15 protein-coding genes are annotated in these 20,079 nt (G+C 60.8%); 5 read left to right on the top strand and 10 right to left on the bottom strand.

What is annotated here, in order from left to right:
* Positions 1 to 9 precede the first annotated feature (9 nt).
* The 4 genes from ACPYOJ_RS19230 to trxA all read left to right on the top strand — a co-directional run bounded on the left by ACPYOJ_RS19230 (position 10) and on the right by trxA (position 7,881).
* A complete protein-coding gene (locus ACPYOJ_RS19230; RefSeq protein ID WP_481417678.1) occupies positions 10 to 744 on the top strand; it encodes a nucleotidyltransferase family protein in 735 nt (244 codons plus the stop codon).
* A gap of 3 nt (positions 745 to 747) precedes the next feature.
* On the top strand, positions 748 to 3,942 hold the full coding sequence (gene addB, locus ACPYOJ_RS19225) for a double-strand break repair protein AddB (protein ID WP_481417677.1): 3,195 nt from the start codon (positions 748 to 750) through the stop codon (positions 3,940 to 3,942).
* The gene (addA, locus tag ACPYOJ_RS19220; protein WP_481417676.1) at positions 3,935 to 7,486 is read left to right on the top strand and encodes a double-strand break repair helicase AddA; all 3,552 of its coding nucleotides are present in this window, start codon (positions 3,935 to 3,937) and stop codon (positions 7,484 to 7,486) included. The genes addB and addA overlap by 8 nt, the downstream gene beginning before the upstream one ends.
* Positions 7,487 to 7,560: 74 nt before the next feature.
* On the top strand, positions 7,561 to 7,881 hold the full coding sequence (gene trxA, locus ACPYOJ_RS19215; protein ID WP_168831886.1) for a thioredoxin: 321 nt from the start codon (positions 7,561 to 7,563) through the stop codon (positions 7,879 to 7,881).
* Between the two features lie 47 nt (positions 7,882 to 7,928).
* On the opposite strand, the gene ACPYOJ_RS19210 is transcribed toward trxA, so the two are convergent.
* The 9 genes from ACPYOJ_RS19210 to ACPYOJ_RS19170 form a co-directional block, all read right to left on the bottom strand.
* Entirely contained in the window at positions 7,929 to 9,281 is a 1,353-nt protein-coding gene (locus ACPYOJ_RS19210) for a bifunctional folylpolyglutamate synthase/dihydrofolate synthase (RefSeq protein ID WP_481417675.1), read from the bottom strand.
* Positions 9,282 to 9,310: 29 nt separating this feature from the next.
* The gene (accD, locus tag ACPYOJ_RS19205) at positions 9,311 to 10,213 is read right to left on the bottom strand and encodes an acetyl-CoA carboxylase, carboxyltransferase subunit beta (protein WP_168831884.1); all 903 of its coding nucleotides are present in this window, start codon (positions 10,211 to 10,213) and stop codon (positions 9,311 to 9,313) included.
* 39 nt (positions 10,214 to 10,252) lie between these two features.
* Positions 10,253 to 11,092: a tryptophan synthase subunit alpha gene (gene trpA, locus ACPYOJ_RS19200; RefSeq protein WP_168831883.1), complete on the bottom strand. Its 840-nt coding sequence runs from the start codon at positions 11,090 to 11,092 to the stop codon at positions 10,253 to 10,255.
* Between the two features lie 3 nt (positions 11,093 to 11,095).
* Complete coding sequence (gene trpB, locus ACPYOJ_RS19195) at positions 11,096 to 12,316, bottom strand: tryptophan synthase subunit beta (protein ID WP_481417674.1); 1,221 nt, start codon at positions 12,314 to 12,316, stop codon at positions 11,096 to 11,098.
* A gap of 2 nt (positions 12,317 to 12,318) precedes the next feature.
* Entirely contained in the window at positions 12,319 to 12,987 is a 669-nt protein-coding gene (locus ACPYOJ_RS19190) for a phosphoribosylanthranilate isomerase (protein WP_481417673.1), read from the bottom strand.
* A gap of 75 nt (positions 12,988 to 13,062) precedes the next feature.
* A complete protein-coding gene (locus ACPYOJ_RS19185) occupies positions 13,063 to 13,827 on the bottom strand; it encodes a M48 family metallopeptidase (protein ID WP_481417672.1) in 765 nt (254 codons plus the stop codon).
* Positions 13,828 to 13,914: 87 nt separating this feature from the next.
* A complete protein-coding gene (locus ACPYOJ_RS19180) occupies positions 13,915 to 14,349 on the bottom strand; it encodes a DUF2852 domain-containing protein (protein WP_481417671.1) in 435 nt (144 codons plus the stop codon).
* A 144-nt stretch (positions 14,350 to 14,493) separates the two neighbouring features.
* A complete protein-coding gene (locus ACPYOJ_RS19175; protein ID WP_481417670.1) occupies positions 14,494 to 15,765 on the bottom strand; it encodes a polyhydroxyalkanoate depolymerase in 1,272 nt (423 codons plus the stop codon).
* Positions 15,766 to 15,971: 206 nt separating this feature from the next.
* Complete coding sequence (locus ACPYOJ_RS19170) at positions 15,972 to 16,814, bottom strand: fumarylacetoacetate hydrolase family protein (RefSeq protein ID WP_481417669.1); 843 nt, start codon at positions 16,812 to 16,814, stop codon at positions 15,972 to 15,974.
* Between the two features lie 258 nt (positions 16,815 to 17,072).
* Here ACPYOJ_RS19170 and ACPYOJ_RS19165 point away from each other — a divergent pair, with 258 nt between their 5' ends.
* The gene (locus tag ACPYOJ_RS19165; protein ID WP_168831876.1) at positions 17,073 to 17,666 is read left to right on the top strand and encodes a nitroreductase family protein; all 594 of its coding nucleotides are present in this window, start codon (positions 17,073 to 17,075) and stop codon (positions 17,664 to 17,666) included.
* Positions 17,667 to 17,722: 56 nt separating this feature from the next.
* Here ACPYOJ_RS19165 and gyrB read toward each other — a convergent pair.
* On the bottom strand, positions 17,723 to 20,079 hold a 2,357-nt coding region (gene gyrB / locus ACPYOJ_RS19160), incomplete at its 5' end, for a DNA topoisomerase (ATP-hydrolyzing) subunit B (protein WP_481417668.1).

Here is a 20,079-nt window from a genome sequence, read left to right as displayed (position 1 = left end):
CCGGATCAGATGACCATCAAACAAGCCATGGTGCTGGCGGCCGGCCTCGGCACTCGCATGCGCCCGATCACCAATACGATGCCCAAGCCGCTGGTGAGGGTCGCCGGCAAGCCGATGATCGACTACGTACTCGACTCGCTTGCGGAAGCGGGCGTCGAGAAAGCAGTCGTCAACGTCCACCATTTCGCCGACCAGATGGTCGCGCATCTGAAGGCTTATAACGCGCTCGAGATCATCATTTCCGACGAACGCGACCGGTTGATGAACAGCGGCGGCGGCCTAGCAAAAGGCTTGAAGCTGCTCGATCGCGGCCCGGTTTTCGTTACCAATGCCGATCTCTTCTGGATCGGGGAGCGTTCCGACCGGCCGAGCAATCTTCGACGCTTAGCCGGATTCTACGACGCGGATCGCATGGATATGGCAATGCTCTGCGTCAAGCTCGCGGATACCACTGGCCACAACGGCAAGAACGACTTCAGCCTTTCCCCGGAAGGCAAGCTCGCGCGCTACCGCGAAGGCGATTCCAACCCGGTCGTCTATGCCGGGTCGATCGCCATGGACACATCGTTTCTGGGCGATGCGCCCACCGATGATGCATTCAACCTCAACATCTACTTCGATAAGGCAATTGAGCGCGGGCGCCTGTCGGGTACGATGCTTGAAGGCCATTGGCTGACAGTCGGAACACCTGAGGCGATCGACGAAGCGGAGGAGACGATCCGGCGATTCCGGACGTTTGCGTGAGGCATGAGCGAGCGCCATCAGCCACGCATATTCACGATACCGGCCGGGGTGCCCTTCCTGAAAACGCTGGCTGCGACACTCTGCGACGGACGGCTCACGCCGCTTTTCCGGCACGACCCGAATGATCCGCTTTCGCTTTCGCGGGTGACGATCTACCTGCCGACGCGACGCGCCGCCCGCGTGCTGCGTTCGGAGTTCGTCGATCTTCTCGGCGGCCGTTCGGCGATCCTGCCGGTCATCCGCCCGCTCGGCGAGACGGATGACGACAGCGGCTACTTTGACGAGGCATTGCCTGCAACCCTTGACCTCGCTCAGCCGCTTTCGAACACGGCGCGCCTGCTGGAGCTTGCCCGCCTCATCCTCGCCTGGCGCAACAAGCTGCCGGAGATCGTGCGGCATATCCACTCCGACTCGCCGTTGGTGGCGCCGGCAAGCCCGGCGGATGCGATCTGGCTTGCCCGCAACGTTGCCGAACTGATCGACTCCATTGAGACCGAGGATCGCGAATGGTCCGAGCTCTCGAAGCTCGATGTCGAGGATCATGCTCTCTGGTGGCAGCTGACTGCGGAATTCCTGCAGATTGCCGGCACGTTCTGGCCCGATCGGCTTGCCGAACTCGGTAAATCGTCACTGGCGCGGCATCGCAATGCGATCCTGCGCGCGGAGGCGAACCGGCTTGCAATGGCCACACCTGCTGGGCCGATCATCATTGCCGGATCCACAGGCTCGATGCCCGCGACCGCAGACCTCATTGCTGCTGTCGCCAATCTGCCCGAAGGTGTGATCGTGCTGCCGGGTCTCGACCTTTCCATGCCGGAGGCGCATTGGCGACTGGTGGCGCCGGAGACGGCCTCCGGCCAGCGCGAAAACCCGGCAAGCCGCAGCCATCCGCAATACGGCCTCTCCTCTCTCCTCAAGCGCCTGACGCTCACGCGCAGCGACGTCGCGGCGATTGAAGAGGCGCCGGCGGATCTCAGACGCCGCGCAGAAATTCTATCGCATGCCCTTGCGCCGGCAGAAGCCACAAGCGGCTGGGGCGACTGGGCGAGCAACCTACCGGATGAAGCATTGGCATCGGCCTTCTCCAACGTTGCGCTGATCGAAGCCGCAAACGAGCGGGAGGAGGCAACCGCGATCGCCATTGCGCTCCGGCTGGCGCTCGAGCAACCGGGGCGGAACGGTGAAAGCCAGGCAGCGCTTATCACGCCCGACCGCAACCTCGCCCGGCGCGTGATGTCCGAGCTCTCGCGCTTCGACATTCTGGCTGACGACTCGGCTGGCACGCCGCTTGCTGCCATGCAGCAGGGAACGCTTCTGCAATTGCTTCTCGAGGCAACGCTCCGGCCTGGCGATCCGGTCACTATCGTTGCATTGCTCAAACACCCCCTCGCTCGCTTTGGCCTTGAGCGGAGCGCGCTCCTGCAAGCCGTTGAGGCGCTGGAACTGCTGGCTTTGCGCGGCGGCGTTGCCGAGGTTGACATCAGCGCTCTGGAGCCCCTGCTCGAACACCAGCTTTCCGAGCAGACCCGAGACAGGCATGCGCCAAACTGGCGGAAATCGCTTCCGCCGGAGGCGGCGGAGCAAGCACGCGATCTTGCCCGGCGCGTGGCGACGGCCACCGAACCCTTGGCATCGGCGCTTGTCCGGCATGGGCCGGGTGGCCGAGGATTGACCGCCAGTTTCACGCTTTCAGACTGGGCTGAGCGGACCGGGCGCGCCCTTGAAGCCGTCGCGGTCGATCAGCGGGGCAATCTTGCCAGCCTGTGGAGCGGCGAAGCGGGCGCTTCGCTCGCAAGCCTGCTTGGCGAAGTGATCGAGACGGATGGCCAGATCGAAGCAGATGGGCCGCAATGGATCGATATCGTCGCGGCGCTTTCGGCCGGGCAGGCAGTCAAACCACGCGCCCTCAGTCACCCGCGCGTCTTCATCTTCGGCACACTCGAAGCGCGTCTGCAAAGCGTCGATACGCTGATCCTGGGTGGCCTCAATGAAGGCTCCTGGCCGGGTCAGACCGCCAACAATCCTTTCGTCTCACGAATGATGAAGATGGAAATCGGCCTTGAGCCGCCGGAGCGGCGCATCGGTCAGCTCGCGCACGACTTCGAGATGGCGAACGGCACGCAGCACCTGATCTATTCGCGCGCGTTGCGGCAAGGCTCGACGCCGACCGTCGCTTCGCGCTGGCTGCAGCGGCTGCTGGCGCTCGGCGGCGAGGTTTTCGAGCGGGAATTGAAGGCGCGTGGCGACCGTTTCGTCCATTGGGTGAACCTGCTCGACGAAAGCAGGAGCCAGGCACCGGCGCAACGGCCCTCGCCCACCCCGCCTCTGGAATTGCAGCCGAAATCCTACTCCTTCAGCGAAGTCGGCCGCCTGCGGCGCGATCCCTATTCAATTTACGCTCGGCGCATCCTGCGGCTCGACGCAGTCGATCCCTTCAATCGCGATCCGGGTGCTGCGGAACGCGGGACGCTCTATCACACGATCATCGACCGCTTTGTCCGCGAGGGCCATATTGCCGGTACATCGGAAGCCGCAGAGGCGATGGAGAGGATTCTGACGGAACTCTTCGACATGGGGCATCTGCCGCCGCACATTGATGCGGTGTGGCGTCCGCGTTTCCGCGAGGTCGGCCGGGCGTTCCTCGAATGGGAAGCCGAGCGCGGGCCGGCAATCCGCAAGACCTATACGGAGGTCCGCGGCGGCGTGGAGCTCGAGCGCATCAATATCCGGCTGACCGGTGTTGCCGACCGCATCGATGTTACCGGGCCTAACGCTGCCGACATCATCGACTACAAGACCGGCTCCAATCCATCACCCGCGCAGGCGCGGGCGCTTCTTGATCCGCAGCTGGCGCTCGAAGCGGCAGCTCTGAGCGCCGGTGCGTTTCGTGACGCCGGAAGCCTGGTGCCGCAGGATCTCATCTATGTGCGCCTTCGGCCCGGCAGCCGATTCCGTGCCGATGTGGTCAACAACGAGACCTCTGCGCGCAGCGACAAGGCAAAGTCGGCCCTCGACCTTGCGAATGAATCGATCGATCAGCTCGTCAAATTCGTCTCCCTGCTGCAATCGGGCGAGCGCGGCTTCACGTCGCGGCTGATCCCGGCGCAGCAGTTCGATTTCGGCGGCGACTACGATCACCTCGCGCGCGTGTCCGAATGGTCGACGGCCGAGAGTGACGAAGGAGGCGGCGATGAATGATCCGACCGCACTTCCTGAAGATGACGATCCGCGCGCCTGGATCAGTTGGACGACGATCCAGCAGTCGATTGCTTCCGATCCTTCGCGGTCGGCCTGGGTTTCGGCCAATGCCGGTTCCGGCAAGACGCATGTGCTGACGCAGCGCGTTATCCGGCTTCTGCTTTCCGGCGCGCGGCCCTCTGCCATCCTCTGCCTGACTTATACGAAGGCGGCGGCCTCCGAAATGTCGAACCGCGTCTTCCAGCGCTTGGCCGAATGGGCGGTGCTGCCGGACGAGGAACTGAGAAGCCGGATAGCGCAGATCGAAGGCGCAACGCCGGGCGAGCTCAAGCTTGCCGAAGCGCGACGACTTTTCGCCAAGGCGCTGGAGACGCCGGGCGGGCTGAAAATCCAGACGATCCACGCCTTCTGCGAAGCCTTGCTGCACCAGTTTCCGCTGGAGGCAAATGTCGCCGGACATTTTTCGGTTCTCGACGATCGCGCCGCGGCGACATTGCTTGCCGATGCCCGGCGCTCGCTGCTGACCGCCACCACGCCGGAGCAGGATCCCAATCTGGCCGACGCCTTTTCCTATGTGCTCAATCTCGGGGATGAGACCGGGCTGGAGACGCTGCTCGGCGAGATCGTCGCGAACCGCAACGCAATCCGCCGGTTCATGGCGGAAGCTGAACAACAGGGGGGTGTCGCAGCTGCCTTGCGCAGAGCGCTCGGGCTGTCCGCCGGTGACACCGAAGCCGGGATTGCATCGCAGTATTGGCCCCTGCCCGGCCTGTTCGGTCTGACGCTTGATCTCTACATCACGTTAGCCGCCCAGAAAGGCGGTTCGAAAGCTCAGGAAGTGGCCTATGGGCTGCGCCAGGCCTCCAGTGAGCGGACCCCGGCAAGGCGGGCCGAGCTGCTTGAGAAGATATTCCTGAAGGCCAATGGCGAACCCAAGTCCGATTCGCAATTCACCGTCAAAGCCATGCTTTCCGATGCACCGGAATTGACCGATGCCATCGCGGCCGCGCGGGCGCACGTCGTTGCCTGCCGCGATCGCGTCAAAATCATGCGCATGTTCGATGCGACCCACGCGGCGCTTATCCTCGCCGACCGCCTGAACCGGGACTACGAGGATCTGAAGAAACAGCGCAGCCAACTGGACTTCGAAGATCTCATCACCCGAACCGCGGATCTCTTGACGAAAAGCGGCGTCGGGCCCTGGATCCACTATAAGCTTGATCAGGGCATCGATCATATTCTGGTTGACGAGGCGCAGGATACGAGCCCCATCCAGTGGAGCGTGATCCAGTCGCTGGCGGAAGATTTCTTTTCCGGCGAAAGCGCGCGGCCGGTGGTGCGCACGCTCTTTGCCGTCGGTGACGAGAAGCAGTCGATCTATTCCTTCCAGGGCGCCCGCCCGGAGCGCTTCTCCGAGGAGAGTGACCGTACCCGGAAACGCGTTTCGGCGAGCGGCCAGGCGTTTTCATCCGTGCGCCTGCCCCTTTCCTTCCGATCCACGTCCGATGTTCTCGCCGCCGTCGACCATGTCTTTACGCCGCCGGAAAACGCTCGCGGCCTCAGCGCCGTTGACGAGCCGGTCGTCCACCGCTCCAGCCGGATCGGTCATCCGGGCGCCGTCGATCTCTGGGAGATGATCGCGCCTGAAGTTGCCGTAAAGGACGAGGACTGGACGGCGCCGTTCGATGCGACGCCGGAGAGCGCCCCGGCTGCGATCCTTGCCAGGCGTATGGCCTTTACCATCGAGCGGCTTGTCGGCCGCGAGACGATCGTCGAGAAGGGCAAGGAGCGCCTGATCGAAGCCGGCGACATCCTCGTCCTCGTTCGAAAGCGCGATAGTTTCGTCAATGCGCTCACCCGGGCCCTGAAACGGCGCAACAACATTCCGGTCGCCGGCGCCGACCGCCTCAGGCTTACCAGCCATATCGCCGTTCAGGACCTGCTGGCTCTCGGCCGCTTCCTGCTCTTGCCGCAGGATGATCTTTCGCTGGCAGCCGTGCTCAAAAGTCCGCTCTTCGACCTTTCGGAGGATGATGTCTTTACGCTCGCGGGGTTGCGAAACGACGATGAAAGCGTCTGGGCTCACCTCCAGAAGTTTGCGGCAGACGGTAACGAACGGTACGCGGCGGCGACGGACAGGCTCAAACTGTTCATCGGCCAATCGCGAGACCTGTCCGTTCATGACTTTTACTCGCGCGTTCTAGGCGTTCACGGCGGACGGCGGCAGTTCCTGGCGCGCCTCGGCACTGAGGTCAGCGATATTCTGGACGAGTTCCTGACGTTCACGCTCGATCAGGAAAGCGCCGGTCTGCCCGGCCTGCAATCCTTCATCTCGACGCTGGAGCTCGAAGCACCTGAGGTGAAGCGCGAACAGGACAAGGGCCGCAATGAAGTCCGGATCATGACCGTGCACGCCTCCAAGGGCTTGGAAGCGCCGATCGTCTTCCTTGTCGACGGCGGCTCGAAAGCCTTCACGCATACACATATGCCGAAGCTGCGCCTGATCGAAAGAGGCGCGGAAGCTCCTCCGATGCCGGTCTGGGTTCCGGTCGGTGATCTTGCCAATTCGATGACGCAGGCCGATGCGGCGCGACTTCAAAAGCTGGCGGAAGAGGAATACCGGCGGCTGCTCTATGTGGCGATGACGCGCGCCGCCGACCGGCTGATCGTCTGCGGGTATCGTGGTATCAGGCCGAACAACGACACTTGGCACATGATGATTTCATCGGCGATGGCAGACAGCCATCCGCATGTCACGCCCGCGACATTCGACGGTCCCGATGGCGAATGGACGGGCGTGAAATGGCGCGTGCCGCAGGTGAGCCGAAGCTTCGAGCAGTCAGTAAAGCTGGAGGACAAGAACCGGCAGGAGCATCTACCCGCCGGCATTCTCAAGCCGCTCCCACCGCAAAGGCAACTGCCGCGACCGCTCAGCCCATCCGGTGCCGGAACGATCATCGATGAGGAAGCGGATGATTTGCTGGTCACCTCGCCGCTTTTTTCAGAAAAGGCCCGCTCTGACCGGTCACTGGAAAAGGGGCGCCTGGTCCATCGCATGCTGCAGACGCTGCCCGACCTTGCTCCGCACGAGCGGCCGGCGGCCGCAGAGCGCTACGCGAACCGCGCTGCGCGTTTCTGGCCGGACAGCGAGCGGCAGCAGTTGGTCGATTCGGTTTTGAGACTATTGGCGGATGATGGTCTTCAGCCCGTCCTTTCAACGCACGCCCAGCCGGAAGTCTCGATCATGGGCACGCTGACCCTGGAAGGACGGCACTATGCCGTATCCGGCCGTGTTGACCGGCTGGCGGTGTTCGGCGACCGTGTCGTTATCCTCGACTACAAGACCAACCGCATGCCGCCCGCGACGGCCAAGGATATTCCTTTCGCGCATCAGGCGCAGCTTGCGATCTACCGCGAAATCCTGGCGCCGCTTTATCCCGGCAAGCGTATCGACTGCATGCTGGTCTATACGGAGAACGCTACCGTCCATACTTTGACCGAGAGCGCGCTCGAATTGGCGCTTGCAGGACTCAAAACAAAGTGAAATACCGGACATTGAAAGTTCGGCACCGCACCATCACATGTGGTTCAACAGCAATTCCGCTAAAGGAGCAGCCTATGGCTACCGTGAAAGTCGATATCAACAACTTCCAGTCGGAAGTCCTGGAATCCGCAGAACCCGTCGTCGTGGATTTCTGGGCCGAGTGGTGCGGCCCGTGCAAAATGATCGCTCCGAGCCTCGAGGAAATCGCAACCGAGCTCGCCGGTAAGGTGAAGGTCGCCAAGCTCAACATCGACGAAAACCCGGAACTGGCAGCTCAGTTCGGCGTTCGCTCGATCCCGACGCTTGCCATCTTCAAGGGTGGTGAAGTTGCCGATATCAAGGTTGGTGCTGCCCCGAAGACCGCTCTTTCGAGCTGGATTTCGAACGCCGCCTAATTGGATTTGCACATTGAAAGAAAAGCCCGGTTTCGACCGGGCTTTTTTCATTTCGGTGGTGTTCCATTGTCGGCAAGGACATCGCCGACAAGATAAAGGGAGCCGCCAATCAGGATTCTCGGCGGCGCAGCCTGCGGATCAACGATCGCCTTGATCGCGTCCAAAGCTTCGCCGACCGTCGATACCGGCTCTGCCACCAGCCCCGCATCATAGGCAGCGTTCGACAGGATCACCGGATCGATCATCGCGTCACTTCCGCGGATCGGTACGCAAAACACCTTCTCGGCCAGTCCTGTGAAGGCCTTGAAATAGCCAATCGGATCCTTTGTGTTGATCATGCCGGTAATGAGATAGAGCGGCCGCGGCCGCTTTTCCTCGAAATTCGCCATCGCCTCGGCGATCACTTCGCCGGCACCGGGATTGTGCCCGCCGTCAACCCATATCTCGGCACCGGCCGGGGCATGAGCCATCAGACGGCCTTCCATCAGCCGCTGGAGCCGCCCGGGCCATTCGACGGAACTCATCGCCTTTTCCATCATCGCCTCGGTGACGACGAACCCGGCTGCCTTGACGGCGCGGATTGCGGCCGCAGCGTTGGCATATTGATGGCGGCCGGGAAGGCGCGGCAGCGGCAGGTCAGCGAGCCCGAACTCATCCTGATAGATCAGGCGACCATATTCTTCGTGCGCCATGTAATCCTGGCCGAAAACGGCAGTCGGACATTGTAGCCTTTCTGCCGTCGACATCAGCACTTCAAGGGCGGCGTCGTAGGGCTGCTGGCCGATCACGACCGGACGGCCGCGTTTCATGATGCCGGCCTTTTCGGCGGCGATCAGTTCGACCCGGTCGCCAAGGTAGGGCTGATGGTCGAGCGAGATTGGCATGATGACGGACACGGCCGGATCGGAAATCACATTCGTCGCGTCGAAACGGCCGCCGAGACCGACTTCGATGACTGCCGCATCGGCCGGGTGCTCGGAAAAAAGCAGAAAAGTCACCGCTGTCAGGATTTCGAAGACGGTAATCTTCTGCCCTGCATTGGCCTCTGCAACGCGACGCAGCGCGTCTGCGAAGATGGCATCATCAACGAGCTGACCGGAGCCGCCCTCGACACCCATCCGATAGCGCTCGTGCCAATTGACCAGATGCGGCGAGGTATGAACGTGAACACTGTAACCGCCCGCTTCGAGCAGCGCCCGGCAAAAGGCGGTAACCGAGCCCTTACCATTCGTTCCGGCGACATGGATGATTGGCGGCATTTTGCTTTGGGGATTACCCAAAACTTCGAGAAGGCGCGTGATGCGCTCAAGCGAAAGGTCGAAGCCCTTGGGATGCAATCCCAAGAGCTTGTCGATCTCCTGTGCCGCTTCACTCACTGCAGTCTGGCCTCTGGGTATCATTCAGCACCCCGTCCAAGCCGGTTATTCGCTCAGGCGCTCGCCGCCAAAGCGATCGCGCCACCGTTCACCGCAACCGACGCGGCCGGCTTCTTTGTCAGGATACTCAGCACGCGCGCGAGCGTCTCGGGAATATCATGGCGCTTGACGACCATATCGACCATGCCATGCTCGAGCAGGTATTCCGACGTCTGAAAGCCTTCCGGCAGCTTCTCGCGGATCGTCTGCTCGATGACCCGCTTGCCGGCGAAGCAGATTTCGGCGCCCGGTTCCGCCAGATGCAGATCGCCCAGCATCGCATAGGACGCCGTGACGCCGCCCGTGGTCGGATTGGTGAGCACGACGATATAGGGCTGGCCTGCTTCCTTCAGCATATCGACGGCAACGGTCGTGCGCGGCAACTGCATCAGCGACAGGATACCTTCCTGCATGCGCGCGCCACCCGATGCCGGGAACATCACCAGCGGGCACTTCTCGGAAATTGCGCGCTCGAAGGCTCGCACGATCGCCTCCCCGGCTGCGATGCCGAGCGAGCCGCCCATGAAGTTGAACTCATGCACGACGGCAACGAGCTTCAAGCCACGAACCTTGCCGACGCCGGCGACGATCGTATCTTCCTGTTCGGTCTTGATGCGGCTGTCCTTCAGACGATCCGTATATTTCTTGGAATCGCGGAATTTCAACGGGTCCTGCGGAACCTTTGGCTGCGGCAGCGACTCGTATTCGCCATTGTCGAACAGGTCGGCAAGGCGCGCCTTCGCGGGCATCTTCATGTGATAACCCGAGGCCGGAATGACCCACTTGTTCTCTTCCAGATCCTTGTGGAAGACCATCTCGCCCGTTTCCGGGCACTTGATCCATAGGTTCTCCGGCACTTCGCGACGGCCCAGCATGGAATTGATGCGTGGGCGAACGTAGTTGGTGATCCAGTTCAAGTCGAAAACTCCTGATTGACTGCAGCCAATGTGGGAAATCTATTCGGCAGCAACAAGGCGTGCCGAACGTGTCCCGGACGAGAGACCGCGAACGAGCGTGGCCACGGCCTGAACAGTATCAGCCGTCGCCTTTCCGTCCGCCGTCAGGCTCGTCGCCACCTGGTTGACGATTGCGGTACCAACGACAACGCCGTCGGCCGAGCTGCCGATGACCTTGGCATGGTCGGCCGTCTTCACGCCGAAACCGACGCACACGGGCAGATCAGTGTGCTGCTTGATGCGCTTCACCGCGCCGGAGACCAGCGATGGATCGGGCAGAGCCGAACCGGTAATGCCGGTCATCGAAACGTAATAGACGAAGCCCGACGTGTTCTTCAGCACGGTCGGCAGGCGCTTGTCGTCGGTCGTTGGCGTCGCCAGGCGGATGAAGTTGATGCCCTTCCGGATTGCCGGGATGCAGAGTTCATCGTCCATTTCTGGCGGCAGGTCGACAACGATCAGACCGTCGATGCCGGCGGCAAGCGCATCGTCCAGGAACCTTTCGACACCGTAGACATAGATCGGATTGTAGTAGCCCATCATGACGATCGGCGTAGCATCATCCGTCTTGCGGAAATCGGCTGCCAGCCGCAGCGTCTTCGCGAGCGTCTGCCCGCCCTTCAGCGCGCGCTGGCCGGCCATCTGGATTGCCGGACCGTCGGCCATCGGATCGGAAAAGGGCATGCCGAGCTCGATGATATCCGAGCCCGCTTCCGGCAGCGCCTTCATGATGCCGAGCGAGGTCTCATAGTCGGGGTCGCCGCCCATGAAATAGGTGACCAGCGCCGGGCGGCCCTCGGCCTTCAGATCGGCAAAGCGTTTATCCATACGTGCGGTCATGACTTATGCACCCATTCCCAGAATCTTGCCGACGGTGAAGATGTCCTTGTCGCCGCGGCCCGAGAGGTTCATCAGGATGATCTCGTCCTTGCCCATCTTCGGCGCGCGCTTGATCACTTCGGCAAGTGCATGCGACGGCTCCAGCGCAGGAATGATGCCTTCGAGACGCGTCAGCGTCTGGAAAGCTTCGAGCGCTTCATGGTCCATGATCGGCACATATTCGGCGCGGCCGATATCGTTCAGCCAGGAATGCTCGGGGCCGATACCAGGATAGTCGAGGCCAGCGGAAATCGAATGGCCTTCCTTGATCTGGCCGTCTCCGTCCTGCAGCAGATAGGTGCGGTTGCCATGGAGAACGCCCGGCGAGCCGGCGGTGATCGACGCACAGTGCTCGTCGCCCTGCAAACCCTTGCCGCCCGCTTCGACGCCGACGATCTTGACGCTCTCGTCATCCAGGAAAGGATGGAAGATGCCGATGGCATTCGAGCCGCCGCCGACGGCAGCAATGACGAGATCCGGCAGACGGCCTTCGGCCTCCAGCATCTGCTGTTTGGCTTCGGTGCCGATCACGGCCTGGAAATCCCGGACCATTTCCGGATAGGGATGCGGGCCGGCAGCCGTGCCGATCAGGTAATAGGTGTTGTCGACGTTGGTGACCCAGTCGCGCAACGCCTCGTTCATGGCGTCCTTCAGCGTGCCGTGGCCTGCCGAGACGGGTTTAACCTCAGCGCCAAGCAGCTTCATGCGGAAAACGTTGGGCGCCTGACGCTCGACGTCGGTCGCGCCCATGTAGACGACGCAGGGAAGCCCGAAGCGGGCGGCAACGGTCGCAGACGCGACGCCGTGCTGACCGGCACCGGTTTCGGCGATGATGCGCGTCTTGCCCATGCGCTTGGCAAGCAGGATCTGGCCGATGCAGTTGTTGATCTTGTGCGAGCCTGTGTGGTTGAGCTCTTCGCGCTTGAAATAGATCTTCGCGCCGCCAAGCTCAGCCGTGAGGCGCTCGGCGAAATAAAGCGGACTCGGCCGGCCGATATAATGAGCGCCGAGATGTTTCAATTCGGCCTGGAATTCCGGATCATCCTTGGCCTTGTTCCATTCCTCCTGCAGATCGAGGATCAGCGGCATCAGCGTTTCGGCAACGAAACGTCCGCCGTAGATGCCGAAACGGCCGTCTTCATCGGGGCCGGAACGGAAGGAATTTGGTTTTGGCGTCTGGTTCACACTCAACTCCCTGAGGCGGCTTGGGGCTCGCAGGCCGTTTCAACCGCATCGAAAAACTCATCGATCATGGCAACGCTCTTAACGCCGGGCGCACTTTCCACACCAGACGACACGTCGATGCCGGGCGCCTTGGTAATTGCCAAAGCTTCTGCAATGTTGTCCTTGTTCAATCCACCGGAAAGCATGTAATCCACGCTGTCGTCAAGCCAGCCAAGCAGGCTCCAGTCGAAGGAAACGCCATTGCCGCCGGGAAGTTCAGACCCTTTCGGCGGCTTGGCATCGAACAGAAACCGGTCGGCGATCCCAATATAGGCCTCGACCCGCTTCAGGTCGTCGGCGCTGCGAACGGAGAATGCCTTCATGACCGGAAGGCCGTAAACAGCCTTTATCGTCAACACACGTTCGGGGCTCTCGTCGCCATGAAGCTGGATCATGTCCGGCTTCAGAAGCGCGACAATCTCATCGAGCTCGTCGCTTGTCGGATTGACCGCGACGGCCACTATCTTCGCCTTGCCGCGTATGGGTTCGGCAAGCTTTCCGGCAATGTCCGGCTCGATATAGCGAGGGCTTTTCTCGAAGAAGATAAAACCGATATGGCTCGCGCCGCGCTTCAACGCACAGTCGATCGCTTCAGCGCTTTTCAGGCCGCAGATTTTGATATCGGGTTTCATGGCAGCGGAGTGACACGAAAAGGCAAAAGAGTCGAGCCAATTTGCGACTGGCGCTTAATTTAGAACGGCCCGCACTCAATCGAAATCGATCGCGTGAAGCTGACTGCCGTGGCGTTTCAGCCAGGATTTCGCCTCTTCCATATGCGGGCAGAGCTTGCCGCAGAGCGCCCAGAAACGCGGGCCGTGATTCATCTCCTTGAGATGCGCCACCTCATGCGCGGCCAGATAATCGATCACCGAGGCAGGCGCCATGACGATGCGCCAGGAAAAACTCAGATTTCCCTCCGACGAACATGAACCCCAGCGGCTGCGCGTATCCTTCATGGAAATCGACTTGATCGGTGCCTCTATCGAACGCGCGTGGACGTTAGCGAGCCGCTCGAGGTCGGCGCGCGCCTCCTTCTTCAGAAACGTCGCAATTCGGCGGCCGAGATGTTCCGGCAGGCCGCTGACCTTGAGCACATGCCGGCCATCGATCACGACGGCTTCGGTTAGACCACGCAGGCTGCCGGTGTGCTCGATCCGCTGCTTGATGCCGCGGAAGAGGATCTCGCCGCCATCGTGTAACGCGCTGTCGACCGAAAATTTTGCGAGCTTCGTCAGCAGCCATCCCTGATGACGATCGAGGAACGCATTGACCTCGCGTGACGCAAGCCCTTTCGGAACTGTCATTTTCAGCGCCCTGCCGCCGGGCTCGATCCGCAACGTGATCCGCGTTGCGCGATCATGCTGCTTGATCGTCAGCGGCATCAGCCGCCCCGCCACATCAAGCGTCCGCGTTTCAGGCGGCGCAGGCTTTCTGGCGGCAGACCGCCGCGGCTTTGAAAGAAGCGGAAACATAGGGCATTTCTATACGATTCGTGGGAAATTCAGGCAAAGAAAAACCGGCATCGTCGGATGCCGGTTAGGTGAGGTCCATTAAGTCCGTCAAGGTGTTTGGAACTCGGCGACCGGGCCGTTGTCATCGCGCTTTGCATTCTTGCGGTCGCGCATGAAACGGTCGAATTCTTCCTGGTCCTTGGCGCGGCGAAGCTCGCGCATGTAGGTATCGAATTCCTCACGCATTTCGTCGAGCTTCCGGCGCTCTTCTTCGAGGCGGTCGAGTTCAGCCTTCCGCCAGTCGTCAAAGGCGACGTTGCCGGTCGAAAAATGCGGGCGGTAGCGGCCGTGCGAACGGCGGCAGCCTGAAAAGAAGCTGTCAGTCGCGTTATTCGTATCGCGCTTGAAGCCACGAAGGCGTTCGCCGAAGATGATATAGGCAAGCATGGCCAGGCCCAGAGGCCAAAAGACCACGAAGCCGAGCACCATCAACGCAATGGTAGCCGGAGTCCAATCCGGGCGGAGCAATGCTGACTGGTTCATCGTGCGGTATCCTCCCTTTCGGCGTCCGGCAGAATACCGAACGCTGAAAATCGATGTGGTTACCGCTACGCAGCCCTTCAAGACGAACGATTATGAAATCGGACAAGCCCTTGAATGGCCAAGTTTAAATCAGCAGACGCTAACTCAGGCCGATCTGCCGCCCTTAATGACGCGCTTCACGGCAGGTTTCGCGGCCCGAGCGTGTTCGCGGACAAAGTTGACGATGCGGGGCGCAATCTCGCGGCGGAAGCGCGATCCGTTGAAGACGCCATAGTGGCCGACATCCGGCTGCAGGTAGTGCATCCGCATATCCTCGGGGATATTGATGCAGATCGTCTGGGCTGCCTGTGTCTGGCCGACACCGGAGATGTCGTCGTTCTCGCCCTCGACGGTCAGAAGCGCCACATTGCGGATTGCGGCCGGATCGACGCGTTTGCCGCGATGAACCAGTTCGCCCTTTGGCAGCGAGTGCTTCTTGAAAACCTGATCGACGGTCTGCAGGTAAAACTCCGCAGTCAGGTCCATGACGGCAAGATACTCGTCGTAGAAATCGCGGTGCTTCTCAGGCTCACCGTCATTCTTCACGAGATGCATGAAGAACTCCTTGTGGGCGATCACGTGGCGGTCGAGGTTCATCGACATGAAACCCGATAGCTGGAGGAAGCCCGGATAGACCGGGCGCATAAAGCCCGGCTGCGGCCACGGCACATTCATCACGACGTTTTCGGCAAACCACTCGAGCGGCCTGTCTTCCGCGAGCTTGTTGACCGCGGTCGGATTGATCCGGGTGTCGATCGGTCCGCCCATCAGCGTCATCGACGACGGCGACAATGGATCATTGGCCTCTTCCATGACAGAGGCAGCCGCCAAAACCGGGACCGAGGGCTGGCATACGGCGACCACGTGCGTATCGGGACCGAGGAAATGCAGCATCTCGATGACGTAATCGATATAGTCGTTGAGATCGAAAGTGCCTTCCGTCATCGGCACCATGCGGGCATCGACCCAGTCGGTGATGTAGATATCGGCGCTTGGGAGCAACGCCTCGACCGTACCGCGAAGCAGCGTGGCATAGTGACCGGACATGGGTGCAACAATCAGTATTCGCGGATCGTTGTGGCCCGATGGCGTGTCGCGTTCGAAATGGAGAAGGTTGCAGAAGGGTCGAGACCAGACGATCTTTTCACGAACTGCGACCTTGCTGTCGCCGATCACCGTTTCCTTCAGCCCGAACTCCGGCTTGCCGTAACGGCGCGTCGTGCGTTCGAACATTTCGAAACTGGCAGCAAATGTGCGGCCGAGAGGCGTCTGCGAAAACGGATTGAGCGGGTTGGTATAGGCGAGCCGCATCACATCGGCGGCAGCGCGGAACGGCGCTACCATGGCATGATTCAATTCATAGAGTTGATAAAACATAGGATGCGCCACCTTTCTTTATCGGAAAAGACGGCGCCTTTGGGGGCAGGCACACACTTCTTTCCATCATCTCTGCTGGCACTTAAACGCAGATTAACAGGCTTTTGTTGCATAGCAACATAGGGGTCCGCACCGCAAAAAGAAATGCCGGGGCTATCAAATCCCCGGCATCATGATGCGCTTCAATCGTTAAAAGATCGGCGAAGTCAGCGGTCTGCGACGAAAGTCTGCTTCTGGGTACCGAGACCTTCGATCCCAAGCTCGACGACATCGCCGGCTTTGAGAAACTGTGGCGGCTTCATGCCCATGCCAACGCCCGGAGGTGTGCCAGTCGAGATCACATCACCCGGATGCAGCGACATGAACTGGCTGAGATAGGAGACCAGATAGGCAACACCGTAAACCATCGTCTTCGAAGAACCGTTCTGCATCGTCTGGCCATTGACCTTCAACCACATGCCAAGGTTCTGCGGATCGGCGATCTCATCCTTCGTGACGAGCCACGGACCGATCGGGCCGAAGGTGTCACAGGACTTGCCCTTCGTCCACTGGCCGGAGCGCTCGGTCTGGAAGGCACGCTCCGAAACGTCATTGGAGACGCAATAGCCGGCGACGTAGTCCAGCGCTTCAGCCTCGGTAACGTATTTTGCGGTCTTGCCGATGACGACGCCGAGTTCGACTTCCCAGTCGGTCTTTTCCGAACCGCGCGGGATGATGACATTGTCGTTCGGGCCGACGATCGCGGAGGTCGCCTTCATGAAAATGATCGGCTCCGGCGGAACGGTCGCGCCGGTTTCGGCGGCATGATCCGAGAAGTTGAGGCCGATGCAGATGAACTTCCCCGTGCCTGCAACGCAGGCGCCGATGCGGCTCGGCGCCAGCTCCGGGAGGCTCTGCGGGTCGAGCGCTGCGATCCGCGCAAGACCGGCCGGCGAAATCGCTTCGCCACCAATGTCAGCGACATGGGCCGAAAGAGCGCGGATCTTGCCAGTGGAATCGAGCAGAGCCGGCTTTTCCCGGCCAGATTCGCCAACACGCATCAGCTTCATGAGATATCCTCCTTACCGAAAATAGACGTGCCACCTATGGACCAGTTAGCCGTACTTGTCAGTACAGCTTTTCGCCTGAGCGGTACGCACTCTCGAAAATTTTCCCTGCACAAAGCCAGGCATCGATGGCGAGCCGTGAGCATAACCCGTTCCTGGCGTCCGTTCACGGAACGCCCCCTTTGGAATGGGTTGGCTTGCAAAGTTCCTTCGGCGGGCAATATGATCCGGCACATCCCGCCCCCAACACCCGGAAACAAGATGACTGAAGCCAATAGCCGCAAATCCGAATATCCGATTGACGCCATGTTTCTCAATCGTTGGTCGCCGCGCGCCTTTACCGGCGAAATCATAAGCGAAGAGCAATTGCTGACGATCCTGGATGCCGCGCATTGGGCGCCGTCCGCCAGCAATCTGCAGCCCTGGCGCTTCATATACGCGCTCAAAGGTACCGAACACTTCGAAAGGCATCTCGGTTTGCTCGTCGAATCAAATCAGGAGTGGGCAAAGCATGCGTCCGCGCTGATCTTCGTCGTCTCGCGCGGCTTTCGCGGCGATTTTTCGGAAAACAAGCGGAGCTACACGCATTCGTTCGATGCCGGTGCTGCTTGGGGGCATCTTGCCTTGCAGGCACGTTTCTCAGGCTTCTATGCTCACGGCATGGCCGGAATCAAACTCGATGAGATCAAAGAGGCCTTTGCGATCCCGGAGGGTTATCGCGTCGAGGCGGGCATTGCCCTCGGTCGTCTCGCCGACAAAAGCGTTCTCTCGGAGCAAAATCAGGAACGCGAAGTACCGAGCCACCGAAAGCCGCTCTCGGACGTCGCCTTCAACGGCAAATTCATCGCGAATTGAGACCGCAAAACAAAAGGCGCGTCCGTAGAGCGCGCCTTTTGGTCAAAGCACTTCCATTAAATATCGAGGTTCGCCACGCTCAGCGCGTTGTCCTGGATGAATTCGCGCCGAGGCTCGACTTCGTCGCCCATCAGGCGGGCGAAAAGACCATCGGCATCCGTCGCATCGCTGACTTTTACCTGCAATAGCGAACGAACGTTCGGATCGAGCGTCGTCTCCCAGAGCTGCTCAGCGTTCATCTCACCGAGGCCCTTGTAGCGCTGCATGGTCAGCCCTTTGCGGCCGCTAGCGAAGATGGCATCAAGCAAAGCACGCGCGCCGGAGATTTCCACATCGCCGTCGCGGCGGGAAAGCGCCGGCGGTATATGATAGATCTCCTTCAGACGCGACGACAACTGATCGATTTGGCGGGCGTCCTGCGAACCGATCAGAGCCATGTCGAGCGTCACGATTTCCTTGACACCGCGCACCATGCGCTCCAACCGCAATCCGCCTTCGCTGGTGAGGGCGCCTTCCCAGCCGCGCTCGGTTTCCTCGGCGATCATGTCCAGACGTTTGGCGACTTCGCCGGCAAGCTGTTCGGCCCGAGCGCGATCGCTCACCGCTTCGGCGTTCAAAGCCCCGGCGATTGCCGCCTGCTCAACGACAGCGCGGTTGTAGCGCGAGTGCAAGTTGTCGAGCAACGCACGCAAGCGCAACGCATCGACAATGACTTCCCGGAGGTCCTGCCCCGCACGGACCTCGCCGCTTCCGAGCTTCAGCGCCGCATCCTCTAGTCCCTGGCTAATCAGATAGTCTTCCAGCGCTTTTTCGTCCTTCACATATTGAACGGACTTTCCACGCGAGACCTTATAAAGCGGAGGCTGGGCGATATAGAGATGGCCGCGCTCGATCAGCTCCGGCATCTGACGGAAGAAGAAGGTCAGCAGCAGCGTGCGGATGTGGGCGCCGTCGACGTCGGCATCCGTCATGATGATGATCTTGTGATACCGAAGCTTTTCAGCGTTGAATTCGTCCTTGCCGATGCCCGTGCCGAGCGCGGTGATCAGCGTGCCGATTTCCTGGCTCGAAAGCATCTTGTCGAAGCGGGCGCGCTCGACGTTCAGGATCTTGCCGCGAAGCGGCAGGATCGCCTGGTTTTCTCGCGAACGGCCCTGCTTGGCGGAACCGCCTGCAGAGTCGCCCTCGACCAGGAAGACTTCCGATTTGGCCGGATCACGTTCGGAGCAATCGGCAAGCTTGCCGGGCAAGGAGGCAATATCGAGGGCGCCCTTGCGGCGCGTGAGTTCGCGGGCCTTGCGGGCAGCTTCGCGCGCGGCAGCGGCTTCGACAACCTTACCGACAAGCACTTTTGCTTCCGTCGGATGCTCTTCGAACCACGTGCTGAGCGCCTCGTTGACAAGGCTTTCGACAACCGGCCGGACTTCAGAGGAAACCAGCTTATCCTTGGTCTGCGAAGAAAACTTCGGATCAGGCACTTTGACGGACAGCACTGCCGTCAGGCCTTCGCGGCAGTCTTCGCCCTGCAACGTGACTTTCTCTTTCTTGGTGATGCCCGAGCTGTCGGCATAGGACACGACCTGGCGCGTCAGCGCGGCGCGGAAGCCGGCCATATGCGTTCCGCCGTCGCGCTGCGGAATGTTATTGGTGAAGCACAGTACATTTTCGTGGTAGCTGTCGTTCCACCACATGGCCACTTCGACGGTGATGCCATCCTTTTCGCCGCGGATTGCAACGGGCTTGTCGACCAGCGGCTTCTTGGCGCGATCGAGATAGGCAACGAAGGCCTCGAGGCCGCCGTCATAGCGCATCTCTTCCTGCTTGATATCCGAATGGCGCTTGTCGGTGAGCAAAATGCGGACACCGGAATTCAGGAACGCAAGCTCGCGCAGGCGGTGCTCCAGCGTAGCGTAATCGAAGTCCGTCATCGTGAATGTTTCGGTGCTCGGCATGAAACTCACTTCCGTGCCGGTCTCGTTGCCAGCGTCACCCGTCACCTTCAGCGGCGCGTCGGCCACGCCATGCGTGAAGCTCATCTCATGAATCTTGCCCTGGCGGCGGATTTTCAGCTTGAGCCAGACGGAAAGCGCGTTAACGACGGAAACGCCGACGCCGTGCAAACCGCCGGAAACCTTGTAGGAATTCTGGTCGAACTTACCGCCGGCATGGAGCTGCGTCATTATGACTTCGGCTGCAGACACGCCTTCGCCGCTATGGATATCCGTCGGAATGCCGCGGCCGTTGTCGGTCACGGTGACAGACCCATCGGGATTGAGCGCGACAGTGACAATATCGGCATGGCCCGCGAGCGCCTCGTCGATCGCATTGTCGACCACCTCGTAGACCATGTGATGCAGGCCGGAACCATCGTCGGTGTCGCCGATATACATGCCCGGACGTTTGCGCACGGCAT

The organism is Rhizobium sp. SVR5-9E, from assembly GCF_056755095.1.
This window is presented reverse-complemented; position numbering and strand designations above follow the sequence as displayed.